A 26,389-nucleotide genomic window follows, 5' to 3' on the forward strand; every position below is an offset into this window, starting at 1 on the left:
GGCTCGCGCGTACCCGTTGCGCCCCGTAAGCCGGGCACGGCGCGGCCGGACGGGTCATTATCGATGTGAATTGGAGATATTTCAACGTAGGCCCAAGCAGGCGCTGGCCCACACAAAAGTGACTTTTTTATTGGGATGGGATGTTTTTTCCGCGCCGGCTGCGTCTATGATGGAGACAAGATGTGCTGGGATGCGAATGCACGCGGCGCGGCGGTTCGGCATGATTCGTGCGGGAGGCGGTGGAACGACGCTGGCGTCGAATCACCGTGAATCCGGCCTTGTCGTATGCTATAAAAGATCGACGTGCGGCGCGCGAAAGCCGGGAGTGGTCGCATGAGGACGCAGCGTTTCTTGCAATTCTTTTTCAGGCGAATTTTTATGTCCTTCCCGAAAAAGCGTAGACGCGCGAAGGTGGACGGCGATGAGTCGTTCCTCGCGGTTCTACGGCACTTCAAGCCGTTCGGTCAGCTCGACACCAAGATTGCGCGCGCCCGCGCGCAGGACGAACCGGTGCTCTATGCGCACGTGCTACCCGGACTCGACGTGCTTCTATGCAGTGTGCGCGGCGCGCAGCCGCCCTATCCCGGGCCGGCCGAATTGCGGCGGCGCTGCATCGAATCGATTACGAACGCGCTGGAGCAGCCGCTCGACGGTCTCGAGAACGGCGGCTACTGGTACGAAGCGGACGGCTTCGGTTTCCTGGTATTTGCGAGCCGTGCGCGCGGCAAGATCCTGACGGAGTTCGGCGCGACCCGCATCGGCACTCGCCGCGGCGTGCGTCGCCAGGATGCCGCCGGCGATGCGACGCCGCGCTCGCTCAGGTAAATCAGGTCAGCCGAATATCAGGGCTGCTGACGGCCGGTACGAATTGGGTTGGGTCGAGTTTGGTCTTCAGGCAGCTACGCTTTTCTTCCGGCAACGTCGCGCTTCGCGGCGTTGCCTTTCCCACCTTCCTTTTTTCCCTTTTCCCCTTTGCTCTCCCGCTACGCTCCGACGTAGCTGCGCGCAGTCGCGCTGCCGGTTAGCGTACGCGGTTGCAGGTGATTCAATCGCGCACTCACTCGATCAATGCATCGTCGATACATTCGCGCGCGGGCGGCACGCTGATCAGCCACAGAAACAGCACGCACAGGCCACCGCCGACACACCAGCTTATCCAGTCCGCAGGCCAATCCGCCAGCATCAGCTCCCCTTGTACTCGGCCGCGCTCGCCGGCGGCAGCGTCGCCGGCTGACGCTTCGTAGCGGGCGACGGCGCCGACGCGCCGTTCTTCGCAGGCGCGCTGGCCGGCGTGCCATCGAGCGAGATCGGTGCCTTCGGCTGCTGTTTGACGCCCGGCGGCGGCGCCTTCGGCAACTGCCGGACTTGCGCGAGCAATTCCCCGCACGGCAACGGCTTGTTGTTGCTCGGCGCGAGCAGCGGAATCAGCGCGGCAAACGGATTGATCAACCCAAGGCCGATCGCCGCGCCGCCGCGCAGCGCGAGCGCGGCCGCGTCCACGCCGACGTGCGGATCCTTGAAGGTGCCCTTCACGTACAGCGGCGAGCGCAGCGAGAAAACCCGGAAGCCCTTGGTATGCGGATGCACGCCGAGGTTCAACGTCTCGTCGCGCAGATTCACGTGACCGTCGATGTTGATCACCGCGTCGTCGGTATCGAGCGCGAACACGCGCGATTCGAGCACGCCGTCGGTCGCGACGAAATCGGCGGCCGCGCAGTTGATCCTCACGTCGTGATTGCCGAACAGCTTTTCATACACGACGTTCGCGACGTTCAGCCCCGCCGCTTCCATCAGCAGCCGGCTCACGGTGCCGTCGGTCACGAGCGCCTTCACTTCGCCGTTCGACGTCGCCGCGAGCGCTGCTGGCGAATTGCCGGTCGCGGACAGCGACGCGTCGCCATTGATCTCGCCGAGCGCGTCCTGCATCGTCTTGACGTTCGGGAACAGCTGCTTGAGCTTCAGATGCCGCGCGGCCATCGCGAAGCGCCCCTTCAGCGGCGTCGCGCTACCGTCGAGATGAATGTCAGACGAGAGCGAACCGCCTGCCACGCCGAACTTCAGCGGTTCGAGCGACAGCACGCCGTCGGTCATCACGACGTGCGTGTACAGGTCCGTGATCGGCAGATCCGAGTTCTTGACGATGCGCCGGCCGGTGAACTTGACGTCGGCGTCGATCGCCTTCCAGCGGTCGGTGCGGAATTCCTCGACCGGCAACACGCGATCGCTCGGCTGATGGGTCGCGTCGCCGCGCTTCGCCTTACTCGCGTTCGAATCCGCGCCGATCACCGGCGCGAGGTCGGAGAACTGCAGCAGATGCGAGACGAGTTCGCCCTGCAGCAACGGACGCGGTTCGCGCGCGGTATAGGTCAACGAGCCGTTGAGATCGCTGCCGCCGACCCGGCCTGTAAAGTTTTCATACGTGAAGACGCTGCCGTGCGACTTGAAGTGGCCGATCAGATGGCCTTCGGTCGCATACGGCGGCGTATCGGGCAAGGTCACGCCGGTCAGCGCATAGAGACGCGCCATGCTGTTGCCCTGCAGCCAGAGACGCAGGTCGAGCGCCGCCAGATGCGCGGGATCGGTGACGGTGCCGACGAACGCGATATGCAGATCGCCGGCCTTCACGTCGGCCTGCACCGGGAACGGGCGGTCCGCGTCCTGCAGCGCGAGCACGCCGCCGACCTTGCCGCTGCCGGACACCGGCGTACGGTTGTAGGTGCCCTTGACGGTCCATGCTATCGCGTAAAGCGGCGTCGCGCGTGACGGGGTGGTAACAGCTCCGCTGGCGCCCGAGGCCGTGGCGACTTCGCTGCCGGTGGTGCCGGTGCTGCCGACCGCGCCGCTCGTGACGGCAGTGCTCGTGGCCGGTGCTGCGCCTGACGCCATACCCGAAGCCGCACCCGTCGTCGCGCCGGAAGTCGCAGCCGCGCCCGATGCGCCCGATGCCAGCGCCGCTTCGGAAGCCGCCGCCGCGGATGCCGCCCGCGCCTCCGACGCCGCCTGCGCCTCGGCCTGCGCGGCCAGCTTGCTCGCGCCCGCGCGGCCGATCGCCTGAGCCGACGCGCTACGCGACGCGGTCTCCTGCTGCTTGAGCGCCTCGCCGATCGGAATCGGCTGACCGAGCGTATCGACGGCCATCTTCAGGTCGACTTTCTTTTGTTGATCGGACAACGAGATGTTGCCCTTGTCGAATGCGATGTCGTGCAGATCGAGTTTCCACTCGGACGGCCCGCTCGAGGCCGGCATCTTGAACGTCCAGTTGTTGCGTCCATCGACCAGTCGTTCGAGATCGACCGATGGATTCACAAGATGGATCGCCGGAATCACGATGTCGTGCGCGAGCAGCGGCAACACCTTGACCTCGAAATCGATTTCGTCGAGTGTGGCGAACTGTTGCTGCCGAGTCCATTCCGGATTGCCGATCGTGATGTTGGCCGCCGAGAAACGCGGCCAGGGCACCCAGCCGCGCCAGCCGGTTTCGCCGACCGGGCGGCGCCAGCCCACCTTCAGATCGCCGTTGATCGCGAACGGCCGGCCGATCGCCTGAGTGACCTTGTCGTTCACATAAGGCCGCGCGCGGTTCCAGTCGAACGTCACAATGAAGATGGCCAGCGCCACAATCAGAATCACCAGCACCACCAGCAGCCACGTGATGATTTTTCCGATCCTTCTTCCGATACTGCTCGACCCTGCCATTGAAAGGCTCCGCTATTTTTCTACGTTGAGCACCGAGCAGCAGATATCGTGCCCGGATGCGAGTAATGAATCGCCATGCGGTAGTCGTTTTATCATGGCACACAGTCCGATGACAGTTTGTTCAGCAGATTGACTGCGCCGCGCGCCGCGATCGGGCGTCATCGCGAGCGGTTCGCGCAAGCCGCCGTTATTCATCGTGAATATGGCCCGGTTGTTTCCTCATGCTGCCTCTTCACCTTCTCCCCTCGTCATGACCGATGATGTTCCCCTCGTTCTCGCCGACGGCATCGTGCGGCGCGATGCGCACCGCGGCCAGACCCTGCTGCAGCCGACCCGCTTCGCGCTGCGCGCCGGCGAGCGCGTCGCGATCACCGGGCCGTCCGGCTCGGGCAAGAGCGTGTTCCTGCGCGCCCTCGCGCTGCTCGATCCGATCGATGCCGGACGCATCCTGTGGCATGGCGCGCCGGTCGAGCGCGCGGCGATTCCGCGCTATCGGCGCAACGTCGCGTATATCCGCCAGCGGCCCGCGCTGATCGACGGCAGCGTCGAGGACAATCTGCGCTATCCGTACCAATTGCGCGCATATAGCGACGTGCGCTTCGATCGCGAGCGCGCGGCCGCGCTCGCCGCGCAGGCCGGTCGCGGCGACGACTTCCTCGGCAAGCGCGCAAGCGAACTGTCGGGCGGCGAAGCGCAGATCGCCGCGCTGATTCGCGTGCTGCAACTCGCGCCCGAGGTGTTGCTGCTCGACGAGCCGACCGCGTCGCTCGACCCGGCTTCGTCGCGCGCGATCGAAGCGCTGGTGCAGGCGTGGTTCGATGCCGCGCCGGGACATCATGCGTCGATGTGGGTGTCGCACGACCTGGAGCAGGCGGCCCGCATGAGCGAGCGGCATCTGACGATGCGCGCCGGCGTGCTCGAACAAATCACATTCGCCAATACGCGTGACGACGTCAACGCAAACGAAGCTCGGGAGCCGCGCCCATGAGCCTGCAGAATCTGAGCTTGTGGGACGTCGCGATCGCGACGCTGCTGATCGTCGTGAATGGCGCGGTGTCGGTCGCGCTGAAGCTCGATCTCGAACGCAAGCTCGCCTGGGCCGCGGTGCGCACGGTCGTGCAGTTGCTCGCGATCGGCTACGTGCTCGGCTGGGTGTTCCGCTTCGACCGCTGGTACGTGGTGCTGCCGTTGATGATCCTGATGACGCTGATCGCCGGTTTCGCCGGCGCGCAGCGCGGCCACCACACCTATGCCGGACAACGCGCCGACAGCGTGCTGTCGATCTGGCTCAGTTCGTGGCTGGTCGCGGCGGTCGGGCTGTTCGCGGTAATCCGGATTCATCCGTGGTACGAACCGCAATATGCGATTCCGATTCTCGGGATGATCCTCGGCAATACGCTGACCGGCGTGTCGCTCGGCGTCGAACGGATGACCGAGGAGCTGACCGCGCGGCGCGACCGCGTCGACATGGCGCTCGCGCTCGGCGCGACGCGTTGGGAAGCCGCGCAGGCGCCGGCGCGCCAGGCGGTGCGCGCGGGCATGATGCCGACGCTCAATCAGATGGCGGTGGTCGGCGTGGTCAGTCTGCCCGGCATGATGACGGGCCAGGTGCTGGCCGGGCAGTCGCCATTGCAGGCGGTGCGCTATCAGATCGTCATCATGTTTCTGATCGCCGCGTCGTCGGCGTTGGGCACCGTTGGCGCGGTGTTGCTCACGTACCGGCGGCTGTTTTCGGCGGAGCATCAGTTCCTGCCGGCGAGGCTTGTCGAGCGGCAGGCGCGTAAGGGTTGAGGCTCAGCCGGCGAGTGGGGGCGCGTTCAGCGCAGTCATGGCCGCCGCGCCTGGGCTCACGCTTGAAGTGCATGCTTGCGTTGCCCGTTTGAACTGTGCCCGGCGCATCTGAGGCCGCACCTGAGGCTCTGCTTGCGCGGCTTCGCAGTGGGCTCACTCGCCCACTACATCCACCGCGCCCGCTACATCGGTGCATCGACGCACGCATTCGCCGCTGCCGATTCGATGCGGATGCGCTGAAGATTCGAACCAGCGCTCAGCGCTTCGCGCTAACCGCGACCTCGGTGCCATCGCTGAGCGTCAGCGTCTTCGTCGTGCCGTTGACCGGCATCGTGAAACGCACAATCTGACTCACGCGCACGTCGTTCGGACACTTGAGCGTCTTGCCGCCGCTCGTCACGGTCTTCACGCCGCGCGGCGTCTGCGCCTGGAAGCTCAGCTGCACGCTCGCGGTGCCGTCCTTGGCGACCACCGGCGCGAAGCGTATCTGCGTCTGGCGAATCATCGCGCCATTCGCATCGACCGCCAGCGACGAGTAGTTCGGGCACGCATCCGTGCCCGCCACCGGTCCGCCCGGCGGCACGGTTTTCCATGTGAAGTCGTCCGATTCGCCGGAGCGGATCGTGCGGGTTTCCTGGGAATTGCCGAACTGTTTCGACGTCACGCGAACCGTGTAGCGGATCGGACCATCGAGCGCGGCCTGGTTGGTCACCGTGATCGCGGTGGCTGCATGGGCAGCCGGCATCAACGCGCAGGCGAGAGAAGCGACAACGGAAACGGCGGAGAGTTTGAAGCTGGAGCCCATACTGTCACCTCGTTGTTGTGCCGCTGCGCGCCCGCACCCAGCGCTACTGCCTCGCCCTGCCCGACTCGTGCGTTCGGACCGGCCCGCTGCGGCGCAAGACACGCAACCGTTTTAGCATGCTGCTCCACCAGTCTAACGCCAAGCACGGCACCGCGCGTGTCGTGTCGGCTCGGGTGTTAACCCGCTTGCGAGAAGACCGTTTCTGCGTGCCGCTTTCATCTCTGAATTTCTGAAAGCGGTGCGAGGCCTCAGGCTGCGTGCATCTGCATCCCGCACGCACGGACCGGCGATGCGCGCCGCCGGCCCTGCGCCACTGGCCTACGCTCAGAAGCCCGTCAACACCAGCTTGCCGATCGCGCGTCCCCCTTCGAGCAGCTGGTGCGCGCGCCGCAGATTCTCCGCGTTGATCCGGCCGAGGTCCTGGCCGAGCGTCGTACGCAACGTGCCCGCATCGACGAGCCGTGCAACTTCGGTCAGTAGCTTGTGCTGCTCGATCATGTCGGGCGTGCCGAACATCGAGCGCGTGAACATGAACTCCCAGTGAAACGCGGCGCTCTTCGACTTCAGCAGTTCGACCGGCAGAGACTGACCGTTCTCGACGATCGTGCAGATGCCGCCTTGCGGCTTGATCAGTTGCGCGGCGGCCGGGAAGTTGCGGTCGGTGTCGTTGAAGATCAGCACGTAGTCGACCTGCTCGATGCCGATTGCCTTCAACTGCGCGGGCAGATCGCCGAAGTGATCGACGACGTGATCCGCGCCGAGCTCGCGCGCCCATTGCGCCGACTCCGGCCGCGACGCGGTCGCGATCACCTGCAGCTTGCCGAGTTGCTTCGCGAGCTGGATGCCGATCGAGCCGACCCCGCCCGCGCCGCCGAAAATCAGCACCGAGCGGCCTTTGTGCGCGCCCTGCGGCGACACGCCGAGACGGTCGAACAGCGCCTCCCACGCGGTGATCGCGGTCAACGGCAACGCGGCCGCGTGGGTGAAATCGAGCGACGCCGGCTTGCGTCCGACGATCCGCTCGTCGACCAGATGGAATTCGCTGTTCGCGCCCGGCCGCGTGATGCTGCCCGCGTAGAACACCGGATCGCCGATCTTGAACAGCGTGACGTCCGGCCCGACCGCGACGACGGTGCCGGCGGCATCCCAGCCGAGCACGCGCGGCGTCGATTCGACTGTGTCTTTCGGCGCGCGCACCTTGGTGTCGACCGGGTTCACCGAGATCGCTTCGACCTTGACCAGCAGATCGCGCCCGCTGGCTTCGGGTTGAGGAATCTCGACGTCGACGAGCGCTTCGGCGTGATCGATCGGCAGATAACGGTAGAGTCCGACGGCTTTCATGGCTGCTCCTGATGGGTTCGGATTTCAGATTCGTGTTTCGGAAGGAAGCATCGCTGGCGGTCATCACCGGCGACGACATGAGCGTTATCGTAGGATCGCCGGTCTTCTTTTAAAACAGTCATAATGACTGAAACATTTTTTGGCTTTTCCGAATAATGAGTATCCGCGATGAGTACGCATGAATCTGTCGGCCGCTCGCTGCCCGACGAGCGCGAGCGGCTCGATCTGCTCGACGTCGCGCTGTTCGTGCGCGCCGCGCTGCTAGCCAACGTGTCGGCGGCCGGGCGCGAGTTCGGCGTATCGGCGGCGGTCGCCAGTGCGCGGATCGCGCAGCTCGAAAAGCTGCTCGGCGCGCGTCTGCTGCATCGGACCACGCGCCGCATCAGCCTCACCCAGGATGGCGAAGTGTTCATGACACGCGCCGAGGCGCTGCTCGATGCGGCCGCCGCCGCGCGCGCATCGGTCGGCCGCGCGCAGGCCGAGCCGCAAGGACGGTTGCGCGTATCGATGCCGTCGTCGTTCGGGCGGCAGCATGTGTCGCCGGTGATCAGCGAATTCCTGCGCTGCTATCCGGGCGTGAGCGTCGATCTGCGGCTGACCGATCAGCTCGTCGATCTGGTCGACGCGGGCATCGATGTCGCGATTCGCGTCGGCATGCTGAAGGATTCGTCGCTGGTCGCGCGGCGGCTCGCGGTGAACCGGCGTGTGCTGTGCGCGTCGCCCGCGTATCTTGCCGCGCATGGCACGCCGCATCATCCGTCGGAGCTCGCGCGGCACGAGTGCATCATCCTGTCGGACCAGCGCGACTGGGGCTTCATGACACCGGCCGGCGCGCTCGATGTGCGCGTGGGCGGCCGTCTCGTCACCGACAACGGCGAAGTGATTCGCGACGCGCTGCTGGCCGGTTTCGGCATCGCGCTGAAATCGACGTGGGACGTGGCGCGCTATCTGCGCAGCGGCGAACTCGTGAGCGTGCTCGACAGCTATCCGCTCGCCAACGATGTCGCGATCTGGGCCGTGTATCCGAGCCGCGCGTTCGTGCCGCCGAAGACGCTCGCGTTCATCGATTTTCTGGCCGCGCATTTTGGTGATCCGCCGTATTGGGATCGGGAGCCGGGGGAGTCTGATGCGAGGGAATAGCTTGGGTGGGATTCCCGATGCGCTCAACCATCACCGACCGCCTTTCCCTCCCGGCTGCTTGCGATCCGAGTTGACATCGGTATGCGCGTCGTTCTGCGTGCGCGTCTGATAGTCGTCGCCGCCACGACGATCGGTATCTTCGAGTCCGCGTTCGAGATCCTGATGCGCCTGTTTGCCGACATCGCGCGGATGGTCCTCGTGCTGCGACTCCGGGTCCTGGTCGCTTTCGTGCGGCAGCGGCGCAGCCGCCTCTTCTAGCGAGCGCGGATTTTTTTCCGTATGCGCATCGGAGCGAGGGTTAGCGGGTGGGTTGGCGTGCTGATCGCCGTCGGTCGATTGCGGCGCGGTCTTCATGGCGTGCTCCTTCCTGTGGTGAGCGGGTGAAGTAATCCTGCGATGCGGTCGCACGGGTCGAACGCGTATCCGTGCGGTCTGCTTGATTCGTGCGACTCGCATGATTCGTGCGGTCCGCTCGATCCGCTTGCATCGATTCGCGCCCACTGCACCCAGGCGCGTCAAACGGCCAACTGAGCACTCGTCTGTTCAGCCCGCCTCGTCCAGCCGCTGTTTCATCGCGGCGGTAATGCGTTGACGGGTCTTCGCATAGGCGGCCCACGGATCGCTCTTCAGGTCCGCGAGGCGCTCGTGCACATTGCCGATGTGCCACTGATCGCCCCTCGTCGTCTCCGCGACCTCGTCCCACCCGAGCGGCACCGACACGCCTAGCCCAGGCCGCGCACGCGCCGAGAATGCGGCGACCGTGCTCGAACCGCGGTTGTTGCGCAGATAATCGATGAAGATTTTCTTCTTGCGATTCTGCGCGCCCATCTTCGCGCTGAAGTACTGCGGCAACGTCGTCGCCATGTGCTGCGCGACCGCCTGCGAAAAATCCTTCACCTCGTCCCAGCCGGCCTGTTTCGCGAGCGGCACGATGACGTGCAGTCCCTTGCCGCCGCTGGTCTTGCAGAACGACTGCAGACCCAGTTCTTCGAGCAGCGAGTGCGTCAATTGCGCGGCTTCGATCATGCGCGCCCAGCCCAGCGACGGGTCCGGGTCGAGATCGAACACCATACGGTCGGGTTTCTCGATACTCGACGCCACCGCATTCCACGTGTGAAATTCGACCGTGCCCATTTGCGCGGCGCCGACCAGCGCGGCAAGCGTATCGAGGGTAATCAGCGGCGGATGCCCGAGGTCGAGTCCCTCGTGCTGCGTGACGTGCGGAATCGCCAGCTTCTGGCTGTGCTTCTGGAAAAACAGCTCATCGCCGATGTCCTCGGGCGCACGCACCAGCGCAACCGGCCGCTCGCGCAGATGCGGCAGCATCCACTCGGCGACCGATTCGTAGTAGCGCACCAGATCGAGCTTGGTGGTAGCGCTGCTTTTGTCGATCACGCGATCGGGGTGCGAAATGCGCACACCGGCGATTTCGGCTTGCGCGCGGGCGCGGGGTGTGGTGGTGGGTTCGGCGGGACGATCGGCGGTGGCGGCTTTTTTCTTTGCGGCAGTTTTCGATGCTGCTTTCTCTGCGACGGTTTTCTTTATGGCGCGTTCATTGGACGTGGCTTCATTTGATGCTGCTTTTTCCGCGGCGCTTCCATCTGCTGCTTTCTTTGCCGCGCTTCCATTTGCAGCAGTTTTCCTGGCAGCAGTTTTCTTTACCACCGCTCCCTTCGCCGCAGCCTGCTTCGACGCAGCCTCATCGGCCACCGCCTCCTTCACGTCCTTTGCCTCAGTCCTCTTCCGCCCGCCCTTTTGCGGCATGTCGTCGGCGGCGGTTTCGCTTGGCTGTTGCACGTCGGCTCCTTGTCGGGCGGTTTCCCTGACGATCTGGCGCGCCGGCTTGTCGGTACGCAGACTCACGAACGACGCCTGGCGCACGATGCCGTCGCTCGTCCATTCGGCGAAGTTGCATTCGGCGACCAGCACCGGCTCGACCCAATGCACCGGCGTGCGGCTACGCTCGCGCGGGGCGCTGGCGAATGGCATGCGCCGGCTCGCGTGCGCGTCGAGTGCCTGCTTGACCGAGCGCAGCAGCGCGGCGTCGAAGCCGGTGCCGACGCGCCCCGCGTATTGCAGTCGCCCCGCGCCGTCGTACACGCCGAGCAGCAGCGCGCCGAACGCCGCGCGACTGCCGGCCGGCTCCGAATAGCCGCCAATTACGAACTCCTGGCGACGTCGGCATTTCAGCTTGATCCACGACGACGAGCGGCCCGACACATAGCGGCCGTCGCGCCGTTTGCCGATGATGCCTTCGAGCGCCATGTCGCACGCGCTCTTCAGCAATTCGTCGGCGCTGAACGCGAAATCGTTCGAGAAGCGCAGCACATGATCGTCGACGCCTTCGAGCAGCACGCGCAGCATCGCGCGACGCTGTTCGAGCGGCACGCCGCGCAGGTCGTAGCCGTTCAGGAACGGCAGATCGAACAGAAAGATCGCGATGTCCTGCGGACGATGGGCGTCGAACGCGTTCTGCAAGGCCTGGAAGTCGGGCACGCCGCGCTCGTCGAGCACGACCGCTTCGCCGTCGAGCCACGCGCTGTGCAGCTCGAGCGCGTCGAAGGCCTGCACCTGCCGGCTGAACTTCGCGCTCCAGTCGTTGCCCGCGCGCGTGAAGACCTTGACCGCGCCGCCCTTCGCTTTCGATGCATGGTCGATGCGCGCGAGCACGCGATAGCCGTCGAACTTGATTTCGTAGAGCCAGTTGTCGTCGGGTGGCGCGCTATCGACGAGCGTCGCCAGTTGCGGTTTGAGGCTTGTGGGCAGCGCGGCTTTGATTGCGCCTTCGATCGACGGCGAAGCGGCCAGCTCGCGCAGCGATTGCGCGCTGCGCGTGGCGACGAGGTCGGGGCGTTTGGGATCGGTTTGGTGCGATGAGGATGCGGGGTTTGTGGGTCGGCGCGTAGTGTTTGCTGTGCTTTTGCTTGCCGCGCTTTTGCTTGCTGCACTTTCGCCAGCCCTCCTGGCGGTGCGTGCCCCTTGCCCGCTCGCCAGCGCCTTCGCATCCACTTGCGTTCCCGGCTCGCTTGCCGTCGCGCGAGATCGCTTCGCGTTCCTACCTTGTTTCGCCACGCCATCGCCAAGCACACTGCCCGGCAGCTTCTTCAACACGTCGTATTCGCTCGCGTCGCGCGCCGCTTCATCGCGCTCCTTGATCAGCAGCCATTGCTCCTTGTCGCCGCTGCCGCGCATATGGCTGCGCACGAGCGTCCAGCCGCCGTGCAGCTTGTCGCCGTGCAACTGGAACTTGAGCTTGCCGGCCGCATAGGCACGCGCGGCCTCGGCCTCCCCGCCTGCCGGCTCCCAACTGCCGCGATCCCACACGATCACGCTACCCGCGCCGTAGTTGCCGGAAGGAATTTCACCCTCGAACGAGCCGTATTCGAGCGGGTGATCCTCGACGTGCACCGCAAGCCGCTTGACCGACGGATCGAGGCTCGGCCCTTTCGGCACGGCCCACGACAGCAGCGCGCCGTTCAGTTCGAGCCGGAAGTCGTAGTGCAGACGTCGCGCGTCATGCTCCTGAATCACATAGGACAGCGCGTGCTCCGCGCCACGCGCCGCGCTTCTTTTGCGGCTTGCGCGTCGACGGGCCGGAACGCCGGCCGGCTCGGGGGTGTCCTCGAAACGGCGCTTGCGGTGATAGGGATCGAGTCGGTCGTTCATGGCGATGACGTCGGTACGTTGAGCGTCTGCAACAGGTGTCTCCAAACAATCTTTCCGCGCGGTTCAGGCAAAGCGGCGAACCCGCTGCACTCAAGCCGCCGCGCGACGTTTGCGCGCCGTGGCCGTGGTTTTCGTCGTCGCGCGAGCGCTACCGCTACTACTGCCGCTGCGGCTGCGGGCGGTGCCCGTCGCGCGCGATTTCTTGCGTGCGGGCGCGGCGGCCTCTTCATCGGCCTCAGTCGCGGCGTCGGCTTTCCCGTCGTCGTCATCGGTGGCGCGCTTGCGGCCGGTGGCCGGCTTGCCCTTGCCGCGGCCGAGACTACGCTTGAGCAGATCGGACAGATCGAGAATGTCGGCCGATTTGCGCGACTCGCGCGGCGCTTCGACGTCGGTGATTTCCTCGGTCTTGCCCGCGCGGATCTTGCGTTCGACGAGCGCCATGATGTCGTCGCGAAACGTATCGTGGTACTGCGCCGGGTCCCACGTTTCGCTCATGTCGTCGATCAGCTTTCTGGCCATCTCGAGTTCTTTCGCCGATACGCCGGCGGCCTTCATGCCGTCGGGCGGCAGCTTGAATTCGTCGAGACTGCGCACTTCGTCGGCCCAGCGCAGCGTGTTCAACGCGAGCACGGAACCGAGCGGAATCAGCGCCGCCAGATGCTGCTTGTTGTGCAGCACCACACTCGCGACGCCGATCTTCGCGGACGCCTTCATCGCCTCGCGCAGCAATGCGTAGACCTTCTCGCCCTTGCGGTCCGGCGTCAGAAAGTACGGCGTGTCGAGATAGAGGAACGAGATGTCGGGGGCATCGACGAAGGCGAGGATGTCGACCGTTTGCGTCGATTCGGGATTCGCCGCGCGGATTTCGTCGTCCGACAGCACCACGTAGTGGTCCTTCTCGTACTCGAAGCCGCGCACGATATTCTCGCGCGTCACGTCCTTGCCGGTGCGCTTGTTGATCTGCTTGTAGCCGATCGGGTCGATCGTGCGCCTGTCGAGCAGATTGAAGCCGACCTTCTCCGACTGCGTCGCCGGATACAGTTGCACCGGTACGTGGACGAGCCCGAAACTGATTGCGCCCTTCCAGATCATGTGTGCCATCGCGCGCTCCCGTTGGCTGGAGATCAACGCGAAGCAGCAAGCGTGCCACGGGTTCGGCGGTATTGAGTGGCGAGAGCCGCGCCGGGAGCGGCGTGGGCGGCTCTCGCTGCTCGTGAGCGGATCGGCGGCGAGCCGTCATGGGTTGTAAGTCTTGCGATGGTGCGGCAAAACCTACGGCTTTCTGCGGCTGGACGAAGTACGCGAATGGTAGGGTTTTGCGCACGACGATACGTGTTTGCGTTCGCGGCAGTGGACGTTGGAATAGCGTGATGCGATACGGGAGAAAACTTACGCGAGCCTCTGCCTCTGCCTCTGCCTCTGCCTCTGCCTCTGCCTCTGCCTCTGCCTCTGCTTCAGGCTTCAGGCTTCAGGCTTCAGGCTTCAGGCTTCAGGCTTCAGGCTTCAGGCTTCAGGCTTCAGGCTCAAGCGCAACCGGCACCGCCGCAAAACCGCGAAACCGCACGCGTCCGCCGCGTATCGGCTCGCCATCTAGCCGATACGCCGGAAAACGCTGCACGAAACGCCCGATCGCAATCCGCGCCTCCAGCCGCGCAAGCGACAGCCCCGCGCACTGGTGAATCCCGAATCCGAACGCGAGATGCCGGTTCGGCTCGCGGCGGATGTCGAAACGGTCGGGCTCCGCGAACTGCTCGGGATCGCGATTCGCCGCGCCGATGCACAGCGTGACGGGCGTGCCGCGCGCAACCGCGACGCCGCCGATATCGGTATCGACAGTCGTCATGCGATTGCCGAGCTGGTTCGAACTCTCGAAACGCAGGCACTCCTCGACCGCGGTGCCGATCAGCGACGGCTCGCGCAGCAGCGCCGCGCGCTCGTCGGGCCATTCGGTCAGCGTGACGAGGCCGTTGCCGATCAGATTGGTGGTCGTCTCATGTCCGGCATTCAGGATGAAGATGCAGTTTTGCAGCAGCTCCGCTTCCGACAGTTGCTCGCCAGGTCCCTCGCCCTGAATCAGCCGCGTCAGGACATCGTGTTGCGGGTCGCCCGGTTCGCGGCGACGTCGCGCGACCAGTCCGCGCAGATAGTCGACGAATTCATCGACCGCGCGATTGCCGCGCTCCAGTTGCGCGGCGGACAGCGACGGTTCGAGCGCACCGAGTATCGCGAGCGACCAGTCGCGCAGCGGCGCGCGCTCGTCGTGCGGCACGTCGAGCAGATTGCCGATGATCTCGACCGGAATCGCCGACGCAAACTCGCCGATCAGATCGATGCGCCCCCGCTGCGCGGCCGCGTCGAGCAAACTGTCGACGAGCCGGATCAGCCCCGGCTCCATCGCCGCGATCGCCCGCGCGGTCAGCGCACCGGCGATCAGCTTGCGCACCCGCGTATGACGCGGCGGATCGTTGAAGACGAGGCTCGTCGTGTGATGTGCGTAGAGCGGCGAGTCGCCGTATTTCGGCTGGAATTCGACGGTCTTGTCGGAGCTGAAAGTCTTCGGGTCGCGATAGACCGCCTGCACGTCGCGAAAGCGTGTGAGAAAGAGCGAGCCGTCCGGCATGCGCTTGATCGGCTCGTGGGTACGCAGCGCGTGATAGATCGGATACGGATCGGCGTGGAACGCGGGGCTCAGATCGCGCAGATCGAAGTCGCGGGCAAGACAGGATGCGTCGGTGGCGGTCGCCGGGGTCATGCGTTGTCTCCGTGGGAGCGTCTTGTTGCGCCTGGGTGATGTGGCCTGGTGATGTGGTCTGATAGTGTCATCTGGTGATGCGGCTAACGTGATGCGGCATGCGGTGCGCTTGTTGCGACCGTGCCATCCAGCACCACTGACCTTAAGCAGGTAACGCTTTATCTGCACGACGCTGCACGACGCTGCACGTCACTGCGCGCCGCAAGCCGCGCTTTGCCGTTGCCGCGGCAATCCATTCGGTAAGCGCGGCGACTACGGCCCGCGCTCGATGCGTCAGCATGAACCGGGCATCGCCGGATTGCACGATGCGCGCGACACCCCCGCATCCGCCGGGCCCGGTGCACAGAACCGATACAATAGCGGGATTTTCCGCGCGAGCCGCGCGTCCTTTTCTTCCGCGTTACTGGTCGTCCATGAACCTCGTCATTCAAAGCACCGCGCCCCTTTCCGCCGACCACCACAAAACGCTCGTCGCGCTCTCGCGCGGTTCGCAAGCCGTCGCCGTCGATGCGCACGCGCTGCGCATTGCCGACGCGAACGTCGCGCAGCGTGCCGACCTGGACGTGTACTGCCAGACACATCAGCTCGACTACGCGTTCGTCGAGGCCGGCCGCCAGTTGCACGACTTCGGCCTCGTCGCAATGGACATGGATTCGACGCTGATCACGATCGAGTGTATCGACGAAATCGCCGATTTTTGCGGGCTCAAGGCGGAAGTCGCGGCCATTACCGAAGCGTCGATGCGCGGTGAAATCAAGGACTTCAACGAAAGCCTGACACGTCGCGTCGCGCTGCTGAAAGGGCTCGACGCCGGCGCGCTCGAACGTGTGTACGAAGAGCGGTTGCAACTGTCGCCGGGCGCCGAACGGATGCTCGCCGGCGCGAAGCAGGCAGGCCTCAAGACGCTGCTCGTCTCGGGCGGTTTCACGTTCTTCACCGAGAAGCTGAAGGCGCGCCTCGGTCTCGATTTCACACGTGCCAACACGCTTGAAATCGTCGATGGCAAATTGACCGGCAAGGTGATCGGCGAGATCGTCAATGCCGACGTGAAGGCGCGCACGTTGCGTGAAACCTGCGCGACGCTCGGCATTGAACCGTCGCGCGCGATTGCGATGGGCGACGGCTCGAACGATCTGAAAATGATGGCCGAGGCGGGACTTTCCGTTGCGTTCCGCGCAAAGCCGGTGGTGCGCGAAGCGGCAAGTGTGTCGTTCAATTACGTTGGACTGGACGGCTTGCTGCGCCTGTTCTGAAGCGCGGATGGCGCCTCGTCGCGCCGACCATCACACCAACGAATGGTGCGGGTGGCGGCGCGACGGGTTGAGCGCTAGCGGTTGAAGTGCCGATGAAATTAGCGATTGAAAATACCCGGCAGCAACATCGCGCACATGCTGACTGAAATCAGGATGCTAATAATTAGCCCTCCTTTCAGAGCGCGGTTGTAGGCTTTTTCCGTCCCCAACGATAACAGCAGTTTTTTCATCAGATCCTCCGCTAGAGAAGCCAGTATAAGCGCTGCACTATCCAGAAAATCTAGTTCAAATGAATGTGCAGGATTGCGAATGGAACCGCAGCCACGCATGTCAATAAAATCGACATCACTATCGCGGCTAGAGAAAACTCGCCACCCGGAAGCGCCGTTCGTCTGTCACTCATCGCGGCATCCAGACGGTCGAAGCGGTCGCGCCACACCTTGAGCAGGCTCATCGTCACGATCGTCGAACAGACAAACGCAAGCCCGCAAAATCCGACTATGGAGAGCGCGAGCATCGAAGTTTCCCGGCTGCCCTGTTCCAACGCCGTCACCGCTTCGTAGATCGCCGCGGCACACAGTCCAATCGCACACCAGAACAATTGCCCATCCTTCACCGACGCCGCGATCAACATCCGGGCGGCACGAGCGCAAGCGTGAAGATCGGACCGAAGATCGGCACGACGAGATTCAGCAACATCCAGAAGAACAGATTCATCGAAGCGCGTCGCGCGGAGCAACCGATAGCCACGGTGCGTACCCTCGTAGCGGCCTGAACCTCTCGCGACCATTCAGCCGGATGGCCAGGTTTGCCTGCTGTATCGCTCCTCCAAACCTGAGGCGAAAAAAAGCCCGCCGGGATCTGATCCCGACGGGCTTCTCGCCGATTGCAACGAACCGGCTGTGACGCAGCCGCGTTAAGCCACTACGTCGAGCTCCGAGTTAAGCCATTAAACCAGCGCCGCGAGACTCCGCTCGATATCCGCGCGCAGATCGGCCTCGGCCTCGAGGCCGATGTAGAAGCGCACCAGCGTGCCGCGATACGGCCACTGTCCCTCGGTGCGCATCGACACGATGTCGTACGGCATCGCGAGGCTATGCGCGCCGCCCCAGCTCCAGCCGAGCGAAAAGAGTTCGAGCGATTCGCAGAAGGTGTCGATCTGCGCGGCGCTGTAACACTCGTCGAACACGACCGAGAACAGGCCGCCCGCGCCCGTGAAGTCGCGCTTGTACACCTCGTGGCCCGGACAATCGGCAATCGCCGGATGCAGCACCGCCGCGATTTCCGGGCGACTCTTCAACCACGTCGCAAGCGACAGCGCCGCGCGGTCGTGCTGCGCAAAGCGCAGTTGCATGCTCGGGAGGCTACGCAGAATCAGCGAGCAGTCGTCCGACGAAACGCCGATGCCCATACGCATGCGCGCCGCCTTCAGCTTCACGTGCATGTCGCGCTCGGCCGTGATCGTCGCGCCCATCAGCACGTCGCCGCCGCCCGACTGGTACTTGGTCAGCGCCTGCACCGAGACGTCGACACCGTGTTCGAACGGCCGGAACGCGAGGCCCGCCGACCACGTGTTGTCGATCGCGGTGACGACGTTGCGAGCCCGCGCCGCCGCCGTAATAGCCGGCACGTCGGACACTTCCATCGTCACCGAACCGGGCGCCTCGAGCCAGATCAGACGCGTGTTCGGCTGGATCATATCGGCGATGCCCGCGCCGATCATCGGATCGTAATAACGCACCGAGACGCCGAAATCGCGCGCGAGCCAGTCGCCGTGATCGCGGTTCGGCGAGTAGACGTTGTCGGGCACCAGCACGTCATCGCCGGCCTTCACGAACGCGAAGTACACGTTCGAAATCGACGACAGCCCCGACGGCTGCAACAGCGCATGATTGCCGCCTTCGATCGCGGCGAGGCGCTGCGCGAGCGAGATCTGCGTGGGCGTCGCGTGCAGGCCGTAGCGCCATTGCGCATCGTTCTTCCAGTCGAGCGCGCGCATCGTCGCGAGATCGGGGAACACCACCGTCGAGGCGCGCGTGACCGGCGTCGAGAACGATTCGAAGCCCGGCGTGATGCGGTCTTCCGCGCGCACGATGCGGGTTTGCAGATCGCGTTTGGATTTGGATTGAGTCATGGTGAAGTTCGCTGAAAAACAGGGTGAAGCGTGATCGGAACAGCGGTGACTGCCGGCGACGCGACGCGAAGGCGTTTCTCACGCAACCGGTACGGCCGGACCGGCTGCATTGACTTCGGCGTCGCGCGCGGCTGAGTCGTTCATGCTGCTTATGCTGCTCATACCACACGGCCCTCGGCCCGGCGCTCGCTCGGTTGAGAGTCGTCAGTCGCCGGTTTGCAGATTGCTGACGCCGCCGACCGGATGGCCACCGGCAGCCGGTGCCGCCGGAGCGATTGCCGGCGCGCCGTTCGCCGTTGCGCCCGTACTGCCCGTCGCGTTATTGGCCGACGGCAAGCGCGGCGCGCGCGTGGATTTCGTCCCTGCCGGCATGCCCGCGGCCGGCACCGCCTGCCCGGCCGCCAGCTTCAGATCGAACTGCTGGGGATTGGAGTCGTCGACATTCATCCGGTCGCCTTCGAGCGAGCCGTCCGCCGCGAACTTGCCGACCCAGTTGCCGGTGATATGCGTGCCGTCGTTCGACTCCTCGACTTCGAGCGTATCGTCCATCCGGTCACCGGCGATCAGGATCACCTCGCCGGTGTCGGTGAACTGATATTCGCCGTGCACGCCGGACGGATCGTCGGTCTTCGCGCCGAGCCGCAGCACGATCGGACGCGTGCCGAGCGTGCCGACGTAACGCGGGAATTTCGCGAACTCGGAACTCGGTTTCAGCGGCAGCTGGATCGGCGGCGGCGCAGCCAGCTCCTTGACCGCGGCGCTTTCCGCCCATGCCTGCGACGGCACCCACAGCACCGCGCCCGCGCACAGCAGCGCGGCGGCGCTCGCCATCACGCCGGCACGTCGCCGCCAGTTGCGCTTTGCCGCGCCTGCCGACGCACCGATCATCCCGCGCGCCGCCGAACCCTTGATCGCTTTCGCTTCCTGCATCCTTTCCACCTCTGTTGCCAGTTGCTGTCTTGCCTGATACCCGACCACCCAAGCGCGAGCCTGCGGCCACTTCATCGCCGCAGCTCGCGCCGACGACGCTCAGAGCCGCTCGAACACCGCCGCGATGCCCTGCCCGCCGCCGATGCACATCGTCACCAGCGCATAGCGCCCGCCGATGCGTTGCAGCTCGTACAGCGCCTTCACGGTGATCAGCGCGCCGGTCGCGCCGATCGGATGGCCGAGCGAGATACCCGAGCCGTTCGGATTGACCTTGGCCGGATCGAAGCCGAGTTCCTTGCTGACCGCGCAGGCCTGCGCGGCGAACGCCTCGTTGGCCTCGATCACATCGAGATCGGCGACCGTGAGCCCGGCCCGTTCGAGCGCCTTGCGGCTCGCCGGCACCGGCCCAATGCCCATATACGCCGGATCGACACCCGCGTGCGCATACGACACGAGCCGCGCGAGCGGCTTCACGCCGCGCTTCTCGGCAACGCCGCGCTCCATCAGCACGACGGCCGCGGCCGCATCGTTGATGCCCGACGCGTTGCCGGCCGTCACCGTGCCGTTCTCTTTCGCGAACACCGGCTTGAGCTTCGCGAAGTCGTCCGCCGAGGCGTTCATCCGCGTGTGCTCGTCCGTGTCGAACACGACGTCGCCTTTCTTCGACGGCAACGTGATCGGCAGAATCTGTTCCTTGAAGTAGCCGTTCGTGATCGCATGCGCCGCGCGGCGATGCGATTCGAGCGCGAGCGCGTCCTGGGCTTCACGCGAGATCTCGTACTTGCGCGCGACGTTCTCGGCGGTCACGCCCATGTGGATCGACTGGAACGGGTCGTTGAGCGCGCCGACCATCATGTCGACGAGGCGCGTGTCGCCCATGCGCTGACCGAAGCGCGCGGCGGGCATCGAGTACGGCGCGCGGCTCATGTTTTCGGCACCGCCGCCGATCGCGATATCGGCGTCGCCGAGCAGCACACTCTGCGCGGCCGACACGATCGCCTGCAGGCCCGAGCCGCACAACCGGTTCACGGTCAGCGCGGGCGTATGCTGCGCAACGCCGCCGTTGATTGCGGCGACGCGCGCGAGATACATGTCCTTCGGCTCGGTATGCACAACGTTGCCGAACACCACGTGGCCGACTTCGTCACCCGACACGCTCGCGCGTTCGAGCACTTCGCGCACCACGCGCGCGCCGAGCTCGGTCGGCGGCAGATCCTTCAGGCTGCCACCGAACGTGCCGATTGCCGTGCGCACACCGCTTACCACCACTACGTCCCGTTGCATCGCTCGCTCCTCTTCTGGTCTATCGGAATGATCCTGCCGCGGCGGGCCGCGCGGTGCGGCACGTCGGCCGTCACGCTCAGCCCGCCAGCAACTTTTCCACGCTCTCGCGCGACGGAATCGGCGCCACCGCGCCATAACCCTGGGTCGACAACGCCGCGGCGACGTTCGCGTAGCGCGCGGCGGTAAACGGATCGTCGCCCGCCACGATGCGCGCGATGAACGCGCCGCCGAAGCAGTCGCCCGCGCCGGTCGCATCGACCGCATTGACGACGTGGCCCGGTACGACGCGCCGTTCGTGCGGCGTCGCGATATACGAGCCGTCCTTGCCGAGCTTCAGCGCCACCACGCGCGGCCCATGCGACAGCAGAAAATCGACGATCTCGTCGCGGCCGGTCAGCCCCGTGAGTTCGGTCACGTCGTCCCAGCTCGGCAGGCAGATATCGGTCTGGCGGATCGCCTCGAGCATCACCGCGCGGGCCCGCGCGAGCGGCCACAGCTTCAGCCGCAGATTAGTGTCGAAGCTCACCCGCACGCCGCTCGCGCGCGCATGCGCGATCGCTTCGAGCGCCGCATCACAGGCGCTGACGCTGATCGCGAGACTGATACCCGACAGATGCACGACCCTGGCCGCCGCCAGCGCGTCGCGCGGCAGATCGGCGGGCGCATAGCGGCTCGCCGCCGAGCCGGCGCGCAGATAGTCGAACGCGTGACCATTCGGGCCGTGGGAGACGAAATAAACGCCGGTCGGCGCCTGCGCATCGATGCGCACGAACGAGGTATCGACCTGCTCGCGCTCCCACAGATCGATCAGCAGACGCCCGAAGTGATCCGCGCCGACCGCCGACACGAAGCCGGTCCTGGCTCCCTGGCGCGCGGCCGCGATGCAGAAGTTCGACGTATCGCCGCCGAAGCCTTGCAGATAGTTCGGCTGATCCTTCGCCGACTGGTTGAACTCGATCATCGCCTCGCCGAGCGCGAGGATCTCAGGCGTTGCGGTTTGAAGCCGTGCGGCCGCGCTCGCCGTCATCGATCAGACCTCGCCCCACAGATCGTGGCCGTCCGCGCCGGTGATCTTCACCGATACGAAGTCGCCGACCTTGTAGCGCTTCGAGGCCTTGGTGGTCGGCGCGATATAGACGACGCCGTCGATTTCCGGCGCATCCGCCGCGGTGCGGCCGATGCCGCCATCCGCGTTGATTTCGTCGACCAGCACCTTCAGCGTCTTGCCGACCTTCTTCGCGATACGCTTGGCCGACACCTGCTCGGCCACTTCCATGAAGCGCGCACGACGTTCCTCGCGCACTTCGTCGGGCAACGCGCCGTCGAGCTCGTTGGCGCTCGCCCCTTCGACCGGCGAATACGCAAAGCAGCCGACGCGATCGAGCTCCGCCTCGCGGATGAAATCGAGCAGCGTTTCGAACTGCTCTTCGGTCTCGCCGGGGAAGCCGGCGATGAACGTGCTGCGGATCGTCAGATCCGGGCAGATCTCGCGCCACGCCTTCACGCGCTCCATCACCTTCTCCGCGTTGGCCGGGCGCTTCATGCGCTTCAGCACTTCCGGATGCGCGTGCTGGAACGGCACGTCGAGATACGGCAGCACGTGGCCCTTGTACGGACCTTCGGCCATCATCGGAATGACTTCGTCGACACTCGGGTACGGATATACGTAGTGCAGGCGCACCCATGCGCCGTATTGCGCGGCGAGTTCCCCGAGCGCGCCGACCAGATCCGTCATGCGCGTCTTGATCGGCTTGCCGTTCCAGAAGCCGGTGCGGTACTTGACGTCGACACCGTAGGCGCTGGTGTCTTGCGAAATCACCAGCAGTTCCTTGACGCCCGACTTGAACAGGTTCTCCGCTTCCAGCATCACTTCGGCGACCGGGCGCGACACCAGATCGCCGCGCATCGACGGGATGATGCAGAACGTGCAGCGGTGATTGCAGCCTTCGGAAATCTTCAGATACGCGTAGTGACGCGGCGTGAGCTTGACGCCCGCGGCCGGCACCAGATCGACGAACGGATCGTGCGGCTTCGGCAGATGGTTGTGCACCGCCTGCATCACCTCGCCGACCGCGTGCGGGCCGGTCACGGCTAGCACCTTCGGATGCACTTCCTCGATCAGCCCCGAACCGCTCGCGCTCTTCTTCGCGCCGAGGCAACCGGTGACGATCACCTTGCCGTTTTCGCTGAGCGCTTCGCCGATCGCGTCGAGACTTTCCTGCACGGCTTCGTCGATGAAACCGCAGGTGTTGACGACCACGAGGTCGGCGCCGTCATAGGTGCCGGAGATTTCGTAGCCTTCGGCGCGCAGCTGGGTGATGATCTGCTCGGAGTCGACGAGGGCTTTCGGGCAGCCGAGGGATACTATACCTATACGCGGGGAGTCGGACTTACTAACGGCTTGCAGCTTTGACATGTGGAATTCTGGGAATGACAGCAAAGTCGAGAGTTTACAGCTATTTGCGCTTCAGCGACCCGAAACAAGCGACCGGAACGTCCATTGACCGCCAGACCGAATACGCCAAACGGTGGGCGGCTGAGCACGACTTCGAACTAGACAGCACCCTGAGCATGCGCGACGAGGGCCTGAGTGCCTACCACCAAAGCACATCAAGCAAGGCGCGCTCGGCGTGTTCCTACGCGCCGTCGAGGACGGGAAGGTTCCAGCGGGCTCTGTTCTCGTTGTGGAGGGTCTAGACCGTCTGAGCCGGGCCGAACCGATTCTGGCACAGGGGCAGCTATCGTCAATCATCGGTGCTGGCATCCGCGTTATCACGGCAAGCGACAACCGCGAGTACAGCCGGGACGTGTTGAAGAAAGACCCGATGGGCCTCGTTTACAGCCTTCTTACGATGATCCGGGCGCATGAGGAGTCGGACACCAAGAGCAAGCGAGTCAAGGCGGCGATCCGACGGCAGTGTCAAGCGTGGATTGCAGGCACCTGGCGCGGCGTCGTTCGGAACGGAAAGGACCCGCACTGGACACGCTTCGTGGACGGCCGTTTCGAACTGTCGCCCGAACGCGCGACGGCGATTCGCCTCATGATCGACATGTTCAGGCAGGGCCATGGCGCAGTCAGGACGGTGCGCGAGCTAACCGAGCGTGGTCTGACCATGAGCAACACGGGGAATCTCACGACACAGCTTTACAAAATCATTCGCAACCGTGCCCTGATCGGAGAAAAGACGCTTGAAGTTGACGGCGAACAGTTTCGTCTTGAAGGGTACTACCCGGCCCTCCTGTCGCCCGAAGAATTCTCCGAATTGCAATATGTCGCCGATCAGCGCGGGCAGCGGAAAGGCAAAGGCGAGATTCCCAGTATTGTCACCGGGCTCGGAATTACCCGCTGTGGATATTGCGGGACTGCGGTGGTCGGACAGAATTTGATGGGCCGGAAGCGGCAGGAAGACGGACGCCCGCAGGATGGTCACAGGCGGCTGATTTGCGTCGGATACAGCCACAACGAAGGATGCTCGGTCGGCGGAAGCTGTAGCGTCGCGCCCATCGAGCGGGCACTCATGGGTTATTGTTCAGACCAAATGAACCTTACGCGCTTGGTCGAGGGGGATAGCGGATCGGCTGTACGTGCCGCACGTCTTGCGCAAGCCCGGACAAGGGTGGCCGAAACCGAGCGCCAGATCGAGAGGATAACGGACGCCCTGCTGTTGGAGTCAGGAGCCGCGCCGGCCGCGTTTGCTCGTCGGGCACGCGAGCTAGAGGAGCGCCTGAAGGGCGAGCGGCGCGAGGTCGATCACCTGGAGCATGACCTGGCTGTGTCGAGTGCGGCGACGCCCGCCGTCGCGCAGGCTTGGGCGGAACTCGTTGAGGGCGTGGAGTCGCTGGATTACGACGCAAGAATGAAGGCCCGACAACTCGTTGCGGACACGTTCAGCAAGATCGTCGTCTATCACCGTGGCTTCATACCATCTGAAGAGGACGGCAGGAGCATCGGCATTCTGTTCGTTTCGAAACACGGCAACACGCGCATCCTTCGCGTAGACCGCCGCACTGGCGAATGGCAGGCGTCCGAAGACATCGACGCGCCGGGCGCACTGCCCGTCCCTGACGCAGAGCCACCGCACTAAGCGAGATAGCACCAAGATCGTTCGCGACGCCGCACGGTTTCGTGGAACCCTGATGAGAGACCACCACAATGAACACTCCTCGCCGCCCTTCCCTGTTAGGCGACGCCGAGATTGAGCAGACCGTGCGCGAGTTCGCCGCGCGCGTCCTCTTCCTGCGGGCCGCGTGGCACGCCGGCAAGCCGGGCGCAGAGAACCCTCTCGAAGCCATTGAGCGCGATGCGCGGGCACTGAGCAACGCGCTCAAGCTCACGCCGTATGGCTCGGCGTACTGGAGCGTGCTGCTCCCCGACGAAACGAAGCACACGGGTGACCCTGGCGCCGGGCTCGGGTTATGGGTCGCCGGGCAGGTCATCGCAATGATGCAGGCGATAGAGGGCGGCGAGTCGGAAGCGACGATCAAGTCCAAACTCGAAACCATGCTGGCCGACGTTGTCGCGCGGCTCACGGGCAGGAAGTACTGATGGTCAGCGAGGCAGGTCGTCAACGGGCTCACAGGCCTTCGGCAATCCCCTCGGCGGGCCGGTGCCGGCCACAACCGGCCAATCGACATAAGCTCGCACATAGTTGACAATTCAGCGACGACCACGAGAATCTCTCCGCGATGTCCAATATTGAAGACGCACTTTATGCTGACCCGAGACTGGTAGGTATTTACGATCTGTTGAATTCGGGCGATTCGGATTTTAAGTTTTATCTGGATCGCCTCGGCAAGGAGAACCGAAGGGTTTTAGACTTGGGTTGTGGCACTGGAACATTCGCGCTCCGGCTTGCAGCCATTGGTCACGCGGTAGTCGCCGTCGACCCTTCCCCAATGATGGTCAATTACGCCAAGCATCGACCGGGTTCCGGCTCAATCGAATGGATTGTAGGAGACGCGCTCAGTCCTCGTATCCGGAAGCCGTTCGAAGTCGCCACGATGACAGGCCATGCGTTTCAGTGTCTTTTAGTCGATAACGAGATGCGTGCAACTTTGCGGGCGGTGTACGCGGCTCTCGGGGCAGGCGGCCGATTTATGTTCGAGACACGCAACCCGACCGTACAGCCGTGGACCACGTGGAACCCGGTATGCTCAGCCCGCTCAATTCAGTCGGAGCAATACGGCCCCGTTGACGTCTTCCACCAATGCAACGCCGTCGCTGAGCCGCTCGTAGAGTTCGAGACACATTACGTCTTTCGCCGTGACAATACGAGGCTACTCAGCAGGAGTAAATTGCGTTTCATGTCTGCCGGCGAACTGGCGACTGAACTCAATGCGGCGGGGTTCCGTGATATCGAATGGTTTGGCGATTGGACCGGCACCCCGTTTCACGAAACTTCAAGCGCCGAAATCATTGCGATATGCCACGCGTGAATCACTGACGGCTCCGTTCGATGCGGGGACGGCTCGATCTGCCAAATGAATGTCCGCTAATGCGCGTCTCCACCGTCCCTTGTGGGTCGTGTGCGGAAGCTCGCGAGGCCACCCGATTCATCCACATCGGCTGAAGTGGCCTTCCGGGTTCGGCCAGGAAG

Annotated in this window: 23 protein-coding genes; 8 read left to right on the plus strand and 15 right to left on the minus strand. The window is 64.5% G+C overall.

The genetic code is table 11. The features are described from left to right. Positions 1-333 precede the first annotated feature (333 nt). Positions 334-825 carry a hypothetical protein gene (locus HHL14_RS10775; protein WP_169497576.1) on the plus strand — a complete coding sequence of 164 codons (492 nt, stop codon included), beginning with the start codon at positions 334-336 and terminating at the stop codon, positions 823-825. Between the two features lie 232 nt (positions 826-1,057). Here the strand turns inward: HHL14_RS10775 and HHL14_RS33540 are convergent, their stop codons facing one another. After that, positions 1,058-1,183, minus strand: coding sequence for a hypothetical protein (locus tag HHL14_RS33540; RefSeq protein WP_268966596.1), 126 nt, complete (start codon positions 1,181-1,183; stop codon positions 1,058-1,060). Further along, complete coding sequence (locus tag HHL14_RS10780) at positions 1,183-3,696, minus strand: AsmA family protein (RefSeq protein WP_169497577.1); 2,514 nt, start codon at positions 3,694-3,696, stop codon at positions 1,183-1,185. Before HHL14_RS10780 ends, HHL14_RS33540 begins: the two co-directional genes overlap by 1 nt. A gap of 250 nt (positions 3,697-3,946) precedes the next feature. On the opposite strand from HHL14_RS10780, the gene HHL14_RS10785 reads away from it, so the two are divergent. Further along, positions 3,947-4,684: an ABC transporter ATP-binding protein gene (locus tag HHL14_RS10785; protein ID WP_169497578.1), complete on the plus strand. Its 738-nt coding sequence runs from the start codon at positions 3,947-3,949 to the stop codon at positions 4,682-4,684. After that, complete coding sequence (locus tag HHL14_RS10790) at positions 4,681-5,487, plus strand: ABC transporter permease (protein ID WP_169497579.1); 807 nt, start codon at positions 4,681-4,683, stop codon at positions 5,485-5,487. Before HHL14_RS10785 ends, HHL14_RS10790 begins: the two co-directional genes overlap by 4 nt. Before the next feature lie 256 nt (positions 5,488-5,743). Here the strand turns inward: HHL14_RS10790 and HHL14_RS10795 are convergent, their stop codons facing one another. Together HHL14_RS10795 and HHL14_RS10800 are read right to left on the minus strand one after the other, a co-directional pair. Beyond that, the gene (locus tag HHL14_RS10795) at positions 5,744-6,292 is read right to left on the minus strand and encodes a DUF6013 family protein (RefSeq protein ID WP_169497580.1); all 549 of its coding nucleotides are present in this window, start codon (positions 6,290-6,292) and stop codon (positions 5,744-5,746) included. Positions 6,293-6,616: 324 nt separating this feature from the next. Next, positions 6,617-7,633, minus strand: coding sequence for a zinc-binding alcohol dehydrogenase family protein (locus HHL14_RS10800; protein WP_169497581.1), 1,017 nt, complete (start codon positions 7,631-7,633; stop codon positions 6,617-6,619). A 168-nt stretch (positions 7,634-7,801) separates the two neighbouring features. On the opposite strand from HHL14_RS10800, the gene HHL14_RS10805 reads away from it, so the two are divergent. Continuing rightward, positions 7,802-8,773 (plus strand): LysR family transcriptional regulator, encoded by a 972-nt coding sequence (locus tag HHL14_RS10805; RefSeq protein WP_169497582.1) that lies wholly within the window; start codon positions 7,802-7,804, stop codon positions 8,771-8,773. Positions 8,774-8,803: 30 nt separating this feature from the next. On the opposite strand, the gene HHL14_RS10810 is transcribed toward HHL14_RS10805, so the two are convergent. From HHL14_RS10810 to HHL14_RS10825, 4 genes are all read right to left on the minus strand, one after another. Further along, entirely contained in the window at positions 8,804-9,127 is a 324-nt protein-coding gene (locus HHL14_RS10810; protein ID WP_169497583.1) for a hypothetical protein, read from the minus strand. A 189-nt stretch (positions 9,128-9,316) separates the two neighbouring features. Beyond that, positions 9,317-12,439, minus strand: a complete 3,123-nt coding sequence (gene ligD / locus HHL14_RS10815; RefSeq protein WP_169497584.1) for a DNA ligase D — start codon at positions 12,437-12,439, stop codon at positions 9,317-9,319. A 90-nt stretch (positions 12,440-12,529) separates the two neighbouring features. Then, positions 12,530-13,540: a non-homologous end joining protein Ku gene (gene ku / locus HHL14_RS10820; protein ID WP_169497585.1), complete on the minus strand. Its 1,011-nt coding sequence runs from the start codon at positions 13,538-13,540 to the stop codon at positions 12,530-12,532. Positions 13,541-13,949: 409 nt separating this feature from the next. After that, a complete protein-coding gene (locus tag HHL14_RS10825; RefSeq protein ID WP_169497586.1) occupies positions 13,950-15,191 on the minus strand; it encodes a cytochrome P450 in 1,242 nt (413 codons plus the stop codon). Between the two features lie 413 nt (positions 15,192-15,604). Here HHL14_RS10825 and serB point away from each other — a divergent pair, with 413 nt between their 5' ends. Continuing rightward, positions 15,605-16,444, plus strand: coding sequence for a phosphoserine phosphatase SerB (gene serB / locus HHL14_RS10830; RefSeq protein ID WP_169497587.1), 840 nt, complete (start codon positions 15,605-15,607; stop codon positions 16,442-16,444). Positions 16,445-16,542: 98 nt separating this feature from the next. On the opposite strand, the gene HHL14_RS33545 is transcribed toward serB, so the two are convergent. The 7 genes from HHL14_RS33545 to rimO all read right to left on the minus strand — a co-directional run bounded on the left by HHL14_RS33545 (position 16,543) and on the right by rimO (position 23,208). Continuing rightward, positions 16,543-16,674: a hypothetical protein gene (locus HHL14_RS33545; RefSeq protein ID WP_268966597.1), complete on the minus strand. Its 132-nt coding sequence runs from the start codon at positions 16,672-16,674 to the stop codon at positions 16,543-16,545. 50 nt (positions 16,675-16,724) lie between these two features. After that, positions 16,725-17,078 (minus strand): hypothetical protein, encoded by a 354-nt coding sequence (locus tag HHL14_RS10835; protein ID WP_230412985.1) that lies wholly within the window; start codon positions 17,076-17,078, stop codon positions 16,725-16,727. Positions 17,079-17,393: 315 nt separating this feature from the next. Further along, positions 17,394-18,578, minus strand: a complete 1,185-nt coding sequence (locus tag HHL14_RS10840; protein ID WP_169497588.1) for a cystathionine beta-lyase — start codon at positions 18,576-18,578, stop codon at positions 17,394-17,396. Positions 18,579-18,782: 204 nt separating this feature from the next. Further along, the gene (locus tag HHL14_RS10845; protein WP_169497589.1) at positions 18,783-19,508 is read right to left on the minus strand and encodes a hypothetical protein; all 726 of its coding nucleotides are present in this window, start codon (positions 19,506-19,508) and stop codon (positions 18,783-18,785) included. A gap of 99 nt (positions 19,509-19,607) precedes the next feature. Continuing rightward, positions 19,608-20,792: a beta-ketothiolase BktB gene (gene bktB / locus HHL14_RS10850; RefSeq protein WP_169497590.1), complete on the minus strand. Its 1,185-nt coding sequence runs from the start codon at positions 20,790-20,792 to the stop codon at positions 19,608-19,610. 76 nt (positions 20,793-20,868) lie between these two features. Next, a complete protein-coding gene (locus HHL14_RS10855) occupies positions 20,869-21,819 on the minus strand; it encodes a sugar kinase (RefSeq protein WP_169497591.1) in 951 nt (316 codons plus the stop codon). Positions 21,820-21,822: 3 nt separating this feature from the next. Next, positions 21,823-23,208 (minus strand): 30S ribosomal protein S12 methylthiotransferase RimO, encoded by a 1,386-nt coding sequence (gene rimO / locus HHL14_RS10860; protein WP_169497592.1) that lies wholly within the window; start codon positions 23,206-23,208, stop codon positions 21,823-21,825. Between the two features lie 214 nt (positions 23,209-23,422). Between rimO and HHL14_RS33550 the strand changes: the two genes are divergently transcribed. The 3 genes from HHL14_RS33550 (at position 23,423) to HHL14_RS10875 (ending at position 26,228) form a co-directional block, all read left to right on the plus strand. Then, positions 23,423-24,877 carry a recombinase family protein gene (locus tag HHL14_RS33550; protein ID WP_329601641.1) on the plus strand — a complete coding sequence of 485 codons (1,455 nt, stop codon included), beginning with the start codon at positions 23,423-23,425 and terminating at the stop codon, positions 24,875-24,877. A 68-nt stretch (positions 24,878-24,945) separates the two neighbouring features. Then, on the plus strand, positions 24,946-25,338 hold the full coding sequence (locus HHL14_RS10870) for a hypothetical protein (protein WP_169497593.1): 393 nt from the start codon (positions 24,946-24,948) through the stop codon (positions 25,336-25,338). Positions 25,339-25,478: 140 nt separating this feature from the next. After that, on the plus strand, positions 25,479-26,228 hold the full coding sequence (locus tag HHL14_RS10875; RefSeq protein ID WP_169497594.1) for a class I SAM-dependent methyltransferase: 750 nt from the start codon (positions 25,479-25,481) through the stop codon (positions 26,226-26,228). The last annotated feature ends 161 nt before the right edge of the window (positions 26,229-26,389 follow it).

This window comes from Paraburkholderia antibiotica (assembly GCF_012927125.1).
Lineage (GTDB): Bacteria > Pseudomonadota > Gammaproteobacteria > Burkholderiales > Burkholderiaceae > Paraburkholderia > Paraburkholderia antibiotica.